The following is a 13444-nucleotide window of genomic DNA, read 5'->3' as shown; positions in this document are numbered from 1 at the left end:
TCTATCTTGCGGCCGTCCGTCCTGCGGTCGGCCCCGGCGGGCGGAGGTGACGGCGTGCGGATGCGTACGAGTTCCCGTGTGCGTACGAGCCCAGATGTGCGTACGAGTCCACGTATACGTGTGGGTACGCGGCCACGCTTACGGGTGTGGGCGTGGGGGCGGCCCTGGCCCCGCGTCCGGCCGCGCTCCCGGGTCGTGGAGCATCGCACCCGGCGCCACCGCGCACGGCTGCGGCGCGCACTGTGGGGGACGGGTGAACTCCTCGTCACCGCCGGGCTCGTGCTGCTGCTCCTCGTCGTCCATCAGCTGTGGTGGACCAACCGCGAGGCCCGGCAGGGCGCCGACCGCAAGGTGCAGGCGCTGGAACGGCAGTGGGGCACGGAGACGGATCCGTCCACGGGCAGCGGTACCGCCGGTTCCGGAACAGCCCCCGGGACCGCGTCCCCCGAGTCGGCCGTGTCCGGCGGGCCGAGCGGCACCCGCGCCACCGCCGGCCGGCAGTCCACGGCACCCCGGTGGTCCCAGGCCTACGCGGTCCTCGACATCCCCCGCCTCCACCTGCGCGTCCCCGTCGCCGAGGGGACCGGCAAGCGCGATGTGCTGAACAAGGGCTACGTCGGCCACTACCGCGGTACCCAACAGCCGGGCCGGGCGGGCAACTTCGCCGTCGCCGGGCATCGCAACACCCACGGCGAGCCGTTCCGGCACCTCGACCGGCTGCGGAAGGGCGACGAGGTCCGGGTGGAGACCGCCGGCGCCGTCTACACGTACACCGTCGACCGGACGCTCCCGCAGACCTCGGCGCGCGACTCCGGCGTCATCGCCCCCGTACCCCGCAGTCTGGTGCGGCCCGGCTACGGCTACCGCGGCCCCGGCCACTACCTCACCCTCACGACGTGCACCCCGGAGTACACCTCCCGCTACCGCCTGGTGGTGTGGGGCACGCTCACTTCCATGCGGCCACGCTGACCGCGCCGACCGCGGCGAGGGCCGCCGACACCACCATCGCGACGTCCGCGCCGTGCGCCAGACTGCCGGCCGAGGTGGCGATCGCGATCGTCAGGGCCACGCCCGCGCAGGAGCCGATGTAGCGGAAGGTCTGCTGCGCTCCGGAGCCCATCGCGGCCCGCTGGGCCGGTACGGACTCGACCGAGAGCAGCGGCAGGGCGGCGTTGAGCAGGCCGCTGCCCACACCCGCGATCAGCAGGCCGGGCAGCAGCCGCGGCCAGGATCCCGCGTCGAGCGCGCTGAGCATGGCCAGCACGCCGACCGCGTGCAGCGCGAAACCGAGGGCCAGTTGGTGGCGCGAAGCCATCCGGCCCGCGAGCCGCCGGGCCTGCAACGCGACCGTGAAGGACAGCCCGGACCAGAGCAGGAACAGCCACGCCGTCTCCAGCGCGGAGAGCCCGAGGGAGCGTTGCAGCAGGGTCGGCAGGAAGCTGAACAGGCCGATGACGGCGAGACCGGTGAACAGCCCGCTCGCCGAGGAGGCGAGGAAGCGGGGCCTGCGCAGCAGCGCGAGGTCGATCATCGGGGTGGCGGAGCGGCGTTCGACCAGGGCGAAGGCACCGGTCAGCAGCACGAACGCGGCCAGCAGCAGGCCGACCGGCGCGCGCAGCCAGCCGTCCCGGCCCAGGGTGAGCGCCGCGACGAGGGCGACCAGCGCCAGCCCGAAGGTCACCGCTCCGAGGAGGTCGGGGCGGCCGCCGCGCGGGGCGCGCGACTCGGACAGGGCGCGCGCCGAGAGCCCGGCCACGACCAGGGCGGCGACGCCGAGGACGGCGTAGCCCAGCCGCCAGTCGGGCAGCGACCCGGTGAGCAGCGGGCCGACGGCGATGCCGCCGCTGACGAACGCGCCCCACACGCCGGTCGCGTGCAGTCGGCCGCGCGGGGTCGGGAAGGCGTGCACGAGCAGTCCCAGGCTGCTGGCGAGCAGGGCCGCGCTCGCCGCGCCCTGGGCGACCCGGGCCAGGGTGAACAGCCAGGTCGAGCCGGCGAGCGCGCCGAGCGCGGTGGTGAGACCGAGCGCGAGCGTGCCGGCCACGAAGATCCGGCGGCGGCCGTAGTCGTCGGCGAGGCTGCCGGCGACCAGGAGCAGGGCGGCCAGGCCCAGCGGGGTGCCGTTGAGCAGCCAGGCCTGCGCGGAGACCGGGGTGTGCAGATCGACGGCCATGTCGGGGAGCGTGACCATCGGCGCGGTGTACGTCATCAGCGCCACGGCGGTCGCGGCGCTGGTCAGGGCCAGGGTCGCCCGGGGGCGCGCGGGCGGGTCCGGGTGCTGCCCGGGCACGGCGCCGGTGCTCGAGCCGGTGGCCGTGCCGGTGGTCGTGGCGGTGGAGTCGAGCCGGGTCATGACTGCCCTTCCGTGGACGGCGTCCGTGCGGGTTCGGTCATTGAACTTACCGACGTCCTCGACCGTAGCACTCATGGTTCGGTCATTGAACCAACAAGGGGGAAAGTGGCTACAGTGGACGTCATGGCACTGGGCAAGGACTACGCATCGCAGGAGTGCTCGATCGCCCGAGCGCTGGAGATCGTCGGCGAGCGCTGGACGCTGCTGGTGATCCGCGACGCCCTGTACGGCGTACGGCGCTACAACGACTTCCTCGTCCACCTCGGCATCCCGCGCGCGGTCCTCGCCTCCCGGCTCCAGTCGCTGCTGGCCGAGGGGATCCTGGAGAAGCACCGCTACCAGGAGTCGCCGCCGCGCGACGAGTACGTCGTCACCGAGCGCGGCACGGCCCTGTGGCCGGTGCTGCGCTCACTCGGCCGGTGGGGGCGCGAGAACATCGACGGGTCCGTGCTGCGCGAGTTCCGGCACGCCGACTGCGGCACGGAACTCGGCTCGTACGGAGAGTGCCCCGCCTGCGCAACCGTCGTGCCGGTTCCGGACGTCCTCATGTTGCCGGGACCGGACCTCGATCCGGACCCGGCGAACCCGGTCAGCCGGGCCCTGCTGAAGCCCAGGCGACTGCTGGAACCCGTCGTCATGGAACCCGCCGGCGCGGAACCCGCCTGACGGATCCCCTGCCGGCGGAGCGCGTACGACCGGCAGGGCACACGTACGGCCGGCAGGACACGGATGAGTACGAGAGGGCGAGAGGAGAAGGGGCGATGATCCGCAGCCGGGCCGCCGTGCGCCCGCTCGCCGTGCTGCTGGTCCTGCTGCTCCAGATCGCGCTGCTGGACACCGGCAGCCTCTCGGCCACCGTCGCGCTCGCCGCGACCGCCGCGGCCGCTTCCGCCCTCTGCCTCTGCTCCCGCCTCGCCGCGCGCTGCGCACCCGCCGTGCCGCCCACCCGGGTGCGTACGGCCATCCGCGACCGGGCCCGCCGTACGGCGTTCCTGCCCCAGCGCGACCCCGACGCCCCCGGCCGGCGCAGGCCCCGGGCCCCCGGACCCGCCCTCCCGGCGATCTCCGGGTAAAGCACGTCGGCCGGGCGCGATCAGGGCACCGCACTTCCTTCCTGCGGTGACCCCGCACCCTCCGGCGTGTCCGCACCCGGATCGTCATGCCGTCGCACAGCCACCCGCTCCCGGCACGACGAGACCCCCGGAGGGCTCAGCCATGTCCGTTTTCGCGCACCTCGTCGAGCAGCTCGCCGACCTGCTCGAACCGCTCTTCCACGCCTCCGCGGCCGCCGCCGCGATCGTCCTGTTCACCGCTCTCGTACGACTCCTGGTGCATCCCCTGTCCCGGGCCGCGGCCCGCGGCGGGCGGGCCCGGGCCGCGCTGCAACCGCGGATCGCCGAACTGCGCAGGCGGCACGCGAAGAACCCCGAGAAGCTCCAGCGGGCGGTGCTGGAACTGCATGCCGAGGAAAAGGTGTCGCCGCTCTCGGGCTGTCTGCCGAGCCTGCTCCAACTGCCCGCGTTCTTCCTGCTGTACCACCTGTTCTCGAACCGGACGATCGGCGGTGTCCCCAACGGCCTGCTGGATCACCGGTTGTTCGCCGCGCCCCTGGGCGGCCGTTGGGCCGACGCCCTGGCCGACGGCGGGATGTTCGGCGCGGCGGGAGTCGTGTATCTCGGACTCTTCGTGGTCGTCGCCGCCGTCGCCGCCTTCGGCTACCGCCGTGCGAAGCGGACGGCCACGGCCGCGGCCGGGGTCGGCGACGGGGGTGGCGCGGGCGAGCAGCCGCCCGGTCTCGGCGCGGTCGGCAAGGTCATGCCGTACATGTCCTTCCTCACCCTCTTCACCGTGGCCGTCATGCCGCTGGCGGCCGCGCTGTACGTGGTGACCAGTGCGGCCTGGAGTGCGGTGGAGCGGGCGGCGCTGTATCGCTGACGGGCCGCCCAGCCTCACCGATTCGGTTCGGTCCGGTTCCGTCCGGTTCGGTCCGGTCCGTGAACACGGTCTTGCGGACTGGACGCGGAGCTTGGATGATCGACCGGTTCTTCGATGGCCGCACCTGTCGGCCGGGCGCCCGCGAGCGAAGGAGACGGTGACCATGAAGCTGCTGCGAGTGGGGACGGCGGGCGCGGAGCGGCCCGCGCTGCTCGACGCCGGAGGCGTCCTGCGGGACCTGTCGGGTCTCGTGGCCGACATCGACGGGGCGCTGCTCGCCGACGACGCCGCACTCGACCGGATCCGCGCCGCCGAAGCCGTCGAGGGCGGGCTGCCGGAACTGGACCCGGCCGGGCTGCGCGTCGGGCCGCCACTGGGGCGGATCGGCAAAGTGGTGTGCATCGGGATGAACTACCACGACCACTCGCGGGAGATGGGGGTCGAGCCGCCCACCGAGCCCGTCGTCTTCTTCAAGGCGCCGGACACCGTCGTGGGGCCGAACGACACGGTTCTCGTACCGCGGGGCTCCACCAAGACGGACTACGAGGTGGAGCTGGCCGTCGTCATCGGACGGACCGCCCGCTACCTGGAGTCGGCGCAGGCGGGGCTCGCCCATGTCGCGGGGTACGCGGTGGCGCACGACGTGTCCGAGCGCGAGTTCCAGATGGAGCGCGGCGGGACCTGGGACAAGGGGAAGAACTGCGAGACGTTCAACCCGCTGGGCCCGTGGCTGGTCACCGCCGACGAGGTGGGGGACCCGCAGACCCTCTCGCTGCGGCTGTGGGTCAACGGGGAGCCGATGCAGGACGGGACGACCGCCGAGCAGATCTTCCCGGTGGGCGAAGTGGTGCGGTACGTAAGCCACTTCATGACCCTGTATCCCGGTGACGTCATCAACACCGGGACTCCGGCCGGGGTCGCCGTGGGGCGGCCCGAGCCGAAGCCGTTCCTGCGGGCCGGGGACGTGGTGGAGCTGGAGATCGAGGGACTCGGCCGTCAGCGGCAGGAGTTGAAGGACGCGTAGGCCCGGCCGGCCGGGGCGCGGCGGCCGGGCCCCCATCGGTCACATCAGTACGGCCGCGAGCCTGCGCCAGGTCTCGCGCGGCAGGCCGTCCCTGTCGCCCGCGTCCACCACCTGGATCGCCACATGGTCGGCGCCCGCCCGGTGGAAGGCCTCGACCCGGTCCCGGATCCGTTCCTCGTCGCCCCACGCGTACAGCGCGTCGACCAGGCGGTCGCTGCCGCCGTCGGCCAGGTCGTCCTCGGCGAAGCCGAGACGCAGGAAGTTGCCGGTGTAGTTGGGCAGCGAGAGATACAGCGCCAGGTGCCCGCGGGCCAGGGCGCGGGCACGGGCCGGGTCGGCCTCCGGGACGACCGCGAACTCCGGGGCCAGCAGCGGACCGTCGCCGAGGAGTTCGCGGGCGCTCGCGGTGTGCTCGGGCGTGACGAGGTAGGGGACCGCGCCCGCCGCCCGGTCCCGGGACAGCTCCAGGGTCCTCGGGCCGAGGGCGGCCAGCACGCGGTGCCCGGCGGCCACTCCGGCCGTGTCCAGCGCGTCCAGATAGGCGACCAGCGCCGAGTACGGACGGCGGTACTGGTCCGTGAGCTTCGCGTGGCTCACGCCCAGGCCGAGCACGAAGCGGCCCGGGTGGGACGACTCCAGCTCGGCGAACGCGGCCGCGCTCTCGTCGGCCTCGTACTGCCAGATGCTCTGGATGCTGGTGCCCACGACCAGCCGGGACGTCGCTTCGAGGAGCGGCGAGGCGTGCCGGGGAGCGCTGCTGCCGCCCAGCCAGGCAGCCCCGTAACCGAGTTCCTCCAGTTCCGCGGCCGCTTCGGCGATCTCGCCGCGCCGGGCCGGGTCCTCCGAGCGCAGCCCCGTGCTCCAGACGCCGTACCTGCCGATCGCTTCCTTGATGGTGCGGGGGCCGCTCGTCGACTCCGTCATCGGGTCCGTTCCCTCCGGGTGGCTGTCGTGCAGTGATCGTCGTGCACGTCCGTGCCAACCGGAGGGAGCCGCGCGGTAATCCCGCGTACGGACCGGGCTCACAGACCCAGGAACTGCTCCAGCGTCGCCACCACGAACCGGTGGTCCTCCAGCTGCGGCAGTCCGGAGACCGTCACCGAGCCGATCACGCCGACGCCCTCGACGTTGATCGGGAAGGAGCCGCCGTGCGCCGCGTACGCGTCGGGGTCGAGGCGGGAGGAGTCCTCGAACGTGGTGCCCTTGGCCCGGAACCGGGCGCCGACGAGGTAGGACGCCGCGCCGTAGCGCTCGACGACCCGGCGCTTGCGGGCGATCCACGCGTCGTTGTCGGGGGTGGAGCCCGGCAGCGCGGCGTGGAAGAGCTGCTGGCCCGCGCGGTGGATGTCGATGGCGACCGGGGCCTGGCGCTCCCGGGCCAGCTCCACCAGGAGGGAGCCGAGGGCCCAGGCGTCGTCGTGGGTGAACTGACGGAAGACCAGCCGGCGTTCCTGGACCTCCAGGTCCTCCACGCTCGGGGTGATCTCGGGGGCGAACCGGGGGGTGATCTCGCGACCGCTCATCACAGGTTCACCGTCACACCGTCGCGGGCCGAGCGGCGGGCCGCCTCCAGGACGTCGAGGGCCGCGGCCGCCTCCAGCGCGGTCACCGGGTTCGGACCGCCGTCGGTGAGGGCCTTCGCCACCGCCGCGTAGTAGGCGGGGTAGTCGCCGGGCAGCGTCGGTACGGCGTCGCCGCCGCCGGACAGCGGGGACTCGCCGGAGCCGAGACGGCCCCACAGCGGCTCGGGCTCCGTGCCCCAGCCGGCACCGGGGCGCTCGCCGTCGCGCAGCGCCGCCTCCTGGGGGTCCAGGCCGTGCTTGACGTAGCCCGCCCGCGAGCCCAGCACCCGGAAGCGTGGGCCGAGCTGGGCGGTCGTCGCGGAGACGTAGAGGTGGGAGCGGACACCGCTCGCGTGCGTGAGGGCGATGAAGGTGTCGTCGTCCGCCGCCGCGCCCGCGCGCCGGACGTCCGACTCGGCGTACACCTGCGTGACGGGGCCGAACAGGACGAGCGCCTGGTCGACGACGTGGCTGCCGAGGTCGTAGAGCAGACCGCCGATCTCCGCCGGGTCGCCGGACTCGCGCCAGCCGCCCTTGAGCTGCGGGCGCCAGCGCTCGAAGCGCGACTCGAAGCGCCAGACGTCGCCCAGCTCGCCCCCCTCGATCAGCTTGCGCAGGGTGAGGAAGTCGTTGTCCCAGCGGCGGTTCTGGAACACGGACAGCAGCAGGCCGCGCTCCTCGGCGAGGGCCGCCAGCTCGCGGGCCTCGGCCGCGGTGCCCGCGATCGGCTTGTCGATCACGACCGGCAGACCGGACTTCAGCGCGGCCGTGGCGAACGGGACGTGCGTCTTGTTCGGCGAGGCGATGACGACCAGGTCGAGTTCGGCGGAGCGGTCGAACAGTTCCTCGGCGTTCACGGCGACGCGGACGTCCGGGAACTCCTTGCGGGCCTGTTCCTGGCGCTCGGGGTTCGAGGTGACCACCGTGTCGAGGACCAGGCCCTCGGTGGCGGCGATCAGCGGGGCGTGGAAGACGGAGCCGGCCAGGCCGTAGCCGATCAGGCCCACGCGGAGGGGGGTAGCAGTCATGCCTCCTACTTTCGCAACGCTGTTGCCAAAGTGCAAGCGCGGGGGAGAATGGCGGGGTGAACAGGACCAGGGGTGGCAGCGTCGGCGGGAGCGCCGACAGCGGCGGTGCGGTCGGCGGGAGCGGGGCTGGGACCGGGACCGGCGGTGGCGGCGGGAACGGCGGCGGCCGTACGGGCGCGACCGCCGGCGCCAATCTGCTCGCGCTGCGCAGCCACAACACCGCGCTGGTCCTCGACCTGCTGCGCACGGCGGGCACCGGGGGCGCGGACGGCATAAGCAGGCTCGAACTCGCCGAGCGGACCGGGCTGACCCCGCAGGCCGTCAGCAAGATCATCGCCCGGCTGCGGGCCGAGGGGCTGGCGACGGAGGCGGGGCGGCGCGCCTCGACCGGCGGCAAACCGCGCACGGTGCTGCGGCTGGTGCCCGAGGCGGGGTACGCGGTCGGCGTGCACCTGGACCGGGACGAGTCGCGGGCCGTCCTGGTCGACCTCGCCGGGAACGTGGTGGCGGAGCGGGGCGGTCCGCTGGACCTGGGCGCGGGGGCCGAGGCCGTGGTCGCGGCGGTGGCCCGGGAGGCGGAACTCCTGGCCGCGGCCCGGCGCTCCGGCTCCCTCCTCGGGGTCGGCGTGGCCCTGCCGGGTCCCCTCGACCACACCCACGGCGTACTGCACCGGGTCACCGGCTTCCCCGAGTGGGACGGATTCCCGCTGCGGGACGCGCTCGCCGGACGGCTCGGCGGGGTGCCGGTGGTCGTCGACAAGGACACCAACGCGGCGGCGCTCGGGCTGGCCGTCGGCGGCGAGGGCGGCTCCTTCGCCTATCTGCACCTCGGCACCGGACTCGGCGCCGGCCTGGTGGTGGGAGGCGGCGTCCACCGGGGCGCGCGCACCGGGGCGGGGGAGTTCGGGCACCAGGTCATCCAGCTCGACGGGCCGCCGTGCGGCTGCGGCGACCGCGGCTGCATCGAGGCCCTGTGCCTGGACGCCGTGGCGCGCGGCGACATCGAGGAGGCGGCCCGGGTGCTGGGCGCGGGCGCGGCGAACCTGGTGGGACTGCTCGACATCGACCAGGTGCTGCTCGGTGGACGTACGGTCGCCGCGGCGCCGGAGCGGTTCGTGCGGGGCGTGGCGCAGGTGCTCGACGCGCGGGCCCGGCGCGGGGGCGCGGTCGAGAACGCGGTGCCGGTACGGGTGGCGCCGGGCGGGGCGCGCGCGGTCGCGGAGGGGGCGGCGCAGTTGCTGCTCGGGCCGCTGTTCGGGCGGGACGACACCTGAGGCGGGGAGCCGCGGGGGAGGGTGCGGCTCCCGGGCACGGGACTCCGGGAGCGGGATGCTGCGGGGTGCGGGGCCGCGGTTTCCGGGGCGGCAACCGGGGGTGCGCCGATCAGCCGGAATTGCACACTCGTTCGAGTTCTGTCGGCCTTCGGCCCGGCACGGCGTCAGGGCGCGGCCGTCCTTGTCGGGCAGGGTCACTTGACCATGCGACCGTGCACGCCCGCCTCCCTGTGCCTGGCGGCAGCCGCCGCCCTGCTGCCCGTGTCCGCGGCGACCGCTTCTGCGGCGACCGTCCCCGCGGCGACCGCCGCTGCCATGACCGCCTCGGCGGCGACGGCTTCCGTGGCGACGGCTTCCGTGGCGACGGGTCCCGTCGCGACCGCCTCGGCGGCGACCGCTTCCATGGCGAACGCCTCGGCGGTTCTCGCCGCCCCCGATCCGACGTGTGCCACCTCCGACGGCCGCGCCTTCCCCCTCACCACCCGGATCCGCGGCGGCCCCGGCTCCTACGAGCCCGGCGGCGGCTACGGCACCTGGTACCTGGACCTCACCAACACCACCACCCGCCCCTGCGAGGGAATCCACCCGGTCGTCGTGCTGGTCGACGGGCAGCACGCCCTGAAGCCGACCCAGCCGCTCCTGGAGTTCTACGACGGCCCGCGCCCGCGTGCCGTCCACTTCGAGACGACCGACGAGGACGAACTGGTCGGGGCGTTCGACGCGGAGGACGACGGCAAGGACGACTTCGCGGGCTTCACGGTGGCCCCGCGCAAGACCCTCACGGTGAAGGTCCGGCTCGCCCTCACCTCCGACACGGCGGCCGAGGACATCACCGTCAACGCGGCCGTGGTCCAGCGCCACAAGGACGACGGCGACTGGGTCGGCGAGTCCAACGCCTACCGCTTCCGCGTCGCGACGGGCGCCGGCTCCAGCGCCCATTCCGACGCCGACGCCGACGCCGACACGAACTCGACCACGGGTACAGGCGCGCATTCCGACGCGAACCCGAAACCGAACCCGAACCCGAACCCGAAACCAAACCCGAACCCGAACCCGGACATCGAGGCGGGCGGCCACGCGCGCACCGACGCCCCCGCCGCCACCGGCACCGTGCGCCCGCCCGCCGCGCCGTCCCCCCGCCCGAGTCCCGGTCCCGGCACCGGCAACGATCCGGACGCCGCGCCACGCACCCCCGCCGGTTCCCCCGCCCCCAGCGCCGCCCCGCGGCCCAGCGCCTCGGGCACCTCCTCGGCGTCCGTTGCCGCCTCCGAGGACTCCACCGACCCCGACGACCCGGCCGCTTCCGCCTCCGCCGACGACCTCCCCTTCGTCGAGGAACTCGCCGGTACCGGTCTCGGTGCCCCGGCCGCCGTGCTCGCCGCGTCCCTCGCCCTGCTGCTCGCCGGCGGTGTGCTGGTGCTGGTACTGGTGCGCAGGCGGCGCTGACCGGGGAGCGGACGGCCGTTCCACAAGATCGGGCCTGTGTCTAGGCTGGGGCTCACGTACCGCGTACGGCAGGAGACCTCGCACATGGCAGACCGCAGGCCCATCGAGTCGTGGCTCACCGACATGGACGGTGTGCTGATCCACGAGGGCGTCCCGATTCCCGGCGCCGACGCCTTCATCAAGAAACTCCGTGAGTCCGGCAAGCCGTTCCTCGTGCTCACCAACAACTCGATCTACACCCCGCGAGACCTGCACGCACGGCTGCGGCGCATGGGCCTCGAGGTACCGGTCGAGTCCATCTGGACCTCGGCGCTGGCCACCGCCCAGTTCCTGGACGACCAGCGGCCGGGCGGCACGGCGTACGTCATCGGCGAGGCCGGCCTCACGACCGCGCTGCACGACATCGGCTACATCCTCACCGACCACGAGCCGGACTACGTCGTGCTCGGCGAGACCCGGACGTATTCGTTCGAGGCGATGACGAAGGCGGTGCGGCTGATCCTCGGCGGTGCCCGCTTCATCTGCACCAACCCGGACGAGACCGGCCCGTCCGCCGAGGGCCCGCTGCCCGCCACCGGCGCCGTGGCCGCGCTGATCACCCAGGCGACCGGCCGCAAGCCGTACTTCGCCGGCAAGCCCAACCCCCTGATGATGCGCACCGGCCTCAACGCGATCGGCGCCCACTCCGAGAACAGCGCGATGATCGGCGACCGGATGGACACCGACGTGCTGGCCGGCATGGAGGCCGGGATGCGGACGTTCCTGGTGCTCACCGGACTGACCCGGCCCGAGCAGGTCGAGGACTTCCCGTACCGGCCGTCGGAGATCGTGGACTCCATCGCGGATCTCGTCGAACGGATCTGAACGGATCGGAACGGATCCGAAACGCCCGGCACCGGGAGATCCACCCGTACGGAGCAGCGCGGCCCCGGCTGTGGATGCGCGGTCGGGCTCTCCGGAGGAGCCTCCAGGTACCAGGAGGTTTCACGATGGGTTCAAGGAACGTCGCTCTCTGTGCCGGTGTCGCGGCCGTCGTAGCGGTACTGGCACCGGCGGCCCGCGCGGCGGTCGCACACGCGCCCTCAACCGCCCCCGTCGCCCCCGCGGCGACGGCCGCGCACGCCCCCGCGGTCGCCCCCGGTGCCGTGGACGGCGACGGCGGCGCCCCCTTCGTCTCGGTGGACATCTACGCCGACGGGCCGGGCGCCTCCCGCCCGGTCACCGGCCTGGTCCTGGCAGGCGTCGCCGCCACCGCGGTGATGCTCCGCGGCACGCGCCGCGGCCGCGGGACGGACTGAAGGTCACCGGCCCGGCCGGCGGCCCGCTCCCCCTTGGGGACGCCGGCCGGGCCGGTCCTCGACCGCGTGCGCACGGGTCGCGGGAGTAACCCGGCGAGCGACGCGGGAGGTCGCAAAGGCCACGGTGAGTGCAGGGCCGGCCGGGGCCGGGGCCGTCCGAGAAGACTGTAGAACGGATGGGTCCGCGGGCCTAGAGGGCGTCTGACACCGGGTTCCCCCGCCGTGGCTCTCCGTCAACTGCCGTGGATGGCCCGGAGCGTGCCGCGTCGAGGCCGTAACAGCTCGCTGACAAGTCCGGGCGATCCCGTGGGCGTACGGGGAGGTATGCCAGGATTGGCACCGGGAAAAACTGGGCAGAACAGTGCGCTCTAGGGGGAGTTGGATGTATCGCACGAGGGGGGCGCGGTCTTCGGTCCGGGGTGGGATCTCCGTGGTGGCGCTGGGGGCGGCGCTCGCTGTCACGGGATGCTCCTCGGGCGGCGGGGACGACGGCGAGCCGGGCGGCGCGGCGAGCGCCGGGATCACTCAACAGCCCGAGCGCACCGACCCGTTCTGGGTGAACCCGGACGGCAACGCGGCACGGCAGCTCGCGTCCTACGCCAAGGCCGGCCGCAAGGACGAGGCCGGGCAGATCCGCAAGATCGCCGAGCAGCCGACCGGTGAGTGGATCGGCCCGGAGAACCCGGAGCAGGAGGCCCGGGGCTTCACGGAGGCCGCCGACCGGGTGGGCCGCACCGCGTTACTGGTCCTCTACGACATCCCGCACCGCGACTGCGGCCAGTACTCGCAGGGCGGCGCCGGCGACGGCGACGCCTACCGGGCCTGGATCGACGGCGTGGCCCGGGGCATCGGGGACCGTCCCAGCACGGTGGTCCTGGAACCGGACGCCCTGCTGCACCTGGTCGACGGCTGCACCCCGGAGGACTTCCACGCGGAGCGCTACGACCTCCTGCGCGGTGCCGTCGACAAGCTCAAGTCCCTGAAGAACACGAAGGTCTACCTCGACGCGGGCAACGCGGGCTGGGGCCACCCCGACCAGGTGGCGGACGCGCTGAGGCGGGCGGGCGTCGCGAAGGCCGACGGCTTCGCGGTGAACGTCTCCAACTTCTACTCCACGAAGGACTCCCTCGCCTACGGCAGGCGGCTCTCGGCGAAGGTCGACGGCAAGCACTTCGTCGTCGACACCAGTCGCAACGGCAACGGGCCCTACTCACAAGGCGATCCGGACGAGCGCTGGTGCAACCCGCCGGGCCGGGCGCTGGGCACGCCGCCGACGACCAGGACGGCGGACGAGCTGGCCGACGCCTACCTGTGGGTCAAACGACCGGGGGAGTCGGACGGCGAGTGCAAGGGCGGCCCCAAGGCGGGCCAGTGGTGGCCGCAGTACGCGCTGGACCTGGCGCGGGCCACGCACTGAGACCGGCGGCACGCTCACCCGGCGGGCGGGTTCCCCGCGCTGCGGCCGGCGGCCCCCCCCCCCCCCCGGCCCGGGGGGGGCGGGGGCCCCCGGCCGCGGAGGGGGCG

The 13444-nt window shown here is 74.0% G+C and carries 14 protein-coding genes; 10 read left to right on the top strand and 4 right to left on the bottom strand.

Features of this window, described 5'->3' with window-relative positions:
- Window positions 1–195: 195 nt before the first annotated feature.
- On the top strand, window positions 196–969 hold the full coding sequence (locus ACZ60B_RS25205; protein WP_469390610.1) for a class E sortase: 774 nt from the start codon (window positions 196–198) through the stop codon (window positions 967–969).
- Here the strand turns inward: ACZ60B_RS25205 and ACZ60B_RS25200 are convergent.
- Window positions 947–2353: an MFS transporter gene (locus ACZ60B_RS25200; RefSeq protein ID WP_469390608.1), complete on the bottom strand. Its 1407-nt coding sequence runs from the start codon at window positions 2351–2353 to the stop codon at window positions 947–949. The genes ACZ60B_RS25205 and ACZ60B_RS25200 overlap by 23 nt on opposite strands.
- Before the next feature lie 123 nt (window positions 2354–2476).
- Between ACZ60B_RS25200 and ACZ60B_RS25195 the strand changes: the two genes are divergently transcribed.
- From ACZ60B_RS25195 to ACZ60B_RS25180, 4 genes are all read left to right on the top strand, one after another.
- The gene (locus ACZ60B_RS25195) at window positions 2477–3019 is read left to right on the top strand and encodes a winged helix-turn-helix transcriptional regulator (RefSeq protein WP_469390606.1); all 543 of its coding nucleotides are present in this window, start codon (window positions 2477–2479) and stop codon (window positions 3017–3019) included.
- Between the two features lie 95 nt (window positions 3020–3114).
- The gene (locus tag ACZ60B_RS25190; protein WP_469390604.1) at window positions 3115–3426 is read left to right on the top strand and encodes a DUF6412 domain-containing protein; all 312 of its coding nucleotides are present in this window, start codon (window positions 3115–3117) and stop codon (window positions 3424–3426) included.
- A 142-nt stretch (window positions 3427–3568) separates the two neighbouring features.
- A complete protein-coding gene (locus ACZ60B_RS25185) occupies window positions 3569–4288 on the top strand; it encodes a YidC/Oxa1 family membrane protein insertase (RefSeq protein WP_469390599.1) in 720 nt (239 codons plus the stop codon).
- A gap of 163 nt (window positions 4289–4451) precedes the next feature.
- Window positions 4452–5312 carry a fumarylacetoacetate hydrolase family protein gene (locus ACZ60B_RS25180; protein ID WP_469390597.1) on the top strand — a complete coding sequence of 287 codons (861 nt, stop codon included), beginning with the start codon at window positions 4452–4454 and terminating at the stop codon, window positions 5310–5312.
- Between the two features lie 39 nt (window positions 5313–5351).
- Here the strand turns inward: ACZ60B_RS25180 and ACZ60B_RS25175 are convergent, their stop codons facing one another.
- The 3 genes from ACZ60B_RS25175 to ACZ60B_RS25165 all read right to left on the bottom strand — a co-directional run bounded on the left by ACZ60B_RS25175 (window position 5352) and on the right by ACZ60B_RS25165 (window position 7902).
- Window positions 5352–6236, bottom strand: coding sequence for an LLM class F420-dependent oxidoreductase (locus ACZ60B_RS25175; RefSeq protein ID WP_469390595.1), 885 nt, complete (start codon window positions 6234–6236; stop codon window positions 5352–5354).
- A gap of 98 nt (window positions 6237–6334) precedes the next feature.
- Window positions 6335–6835, bottom strand: coding sequence for a heme-degrading domain-containing protein (locus ACZ60B_RS25170; RefSeq protein ID WP_469390593.1), 501 nt, complete (start codon window positions 6833–6835; stop codon window positions 6335–6337).
- On the bottom strand, window positions 6835–7902 hold the full coding sequence (locus ACZ60B_RS25165; protein ID WP_469390591.1) for a Gfo/Idh/MocA family oxidoreductase: 1068 nt from the start codon (window positions 7900–7902) through the stop codon (window positions 6835–6837). Before ACZ60B_RS25165 ends, ACZ60B_RS25170 begins: the two co-directional genes overlap by 1 nt.
- Window positions 7903–7958: 56 nt before the next feature.
- On the opposite strand from ACZ60B_RS25165, the gene ACZ60B_RS25160 reads away from it, so the two are divergent.
- The 5 genes from ACZ60B_RS25160 (at window position 7959) to ACZ60B_RS25140 (ending at window position 13337) form a co-directional block, all read left to right on the top strand.
- Window positions 7959–9176 carry an ROK family protein gene (locus ACZ60B_RS25160; RefSeq protein WP_469390589.1) on the top strand — a complete coding sequence of 406 codons (1218 nt, stop codon included), beginning with the start codon at window positions 7959–7961 and terminating at the stop codon, window positions 9174–9176.
- Window positions 9177–9380: 204 nt separating this feature from the next.
- Window positions 9381–10622 carry a hypothetical protein gene (locus ACZ60B_RS25155; RefSeq protein ID WP_469390587.1) on the top strand — a complete coding sequence of 414 codons (1242 nt, stop codon included), beginning with the start codon at window positions 9381–9383 and terminating at the stop codon, window positions 10620–10622.
- Window positions 10623–10706: 84 nt separating this feature from the next.
- Window positions 10707–11486 carry an HAD-IIA family hydrolase gene (locus ACZ60B_RS25150; RefSeq protein ID WP_469390585.1) on the top strand — a complete coding sequence of 260 codons (780 nt, stop codon included), beginning with the start codon at window positions 10707–10709 and terminating at the stop codon, window positions 11484–11486.
- 125 nt (window positions 11487–11611) lie between these two features.
- Window positions 11612–11920 (top strand): hypothetical protein, encoded by a 309-nt coding sequence (locus ACZ60B_RS25145; protein WP_469390583.1) that lies wholly within the window; start codon window positions 11612–11614, stop codon window positions 11918–11920.
- A gap of 382 nt (window positions 11921–12302) precedes the next feature.
- On the top strand, window positions 12303–13337 hold the full coding sequence (locus tag ACZ60B_RS25140; RefSeq protein WP_469390581.1) for a glycoside hydrolase family 6 protein: 1035 nt from the start codon (window positions 12303–12305) through the stop codon (window positions 13335–13337).
- The last annotated feature ends 107 nt before the right edge of the window (window positions 13338–13444 follow it).

Source organism: Streptomyces sp. NPDC104096 (assembly GCF_055584385.1).
The sequence above is the reverse complement of the archived record's forward strand: the minus strand, read 5'-3'. Positions and strand labels throughout refer to the sequence as shown.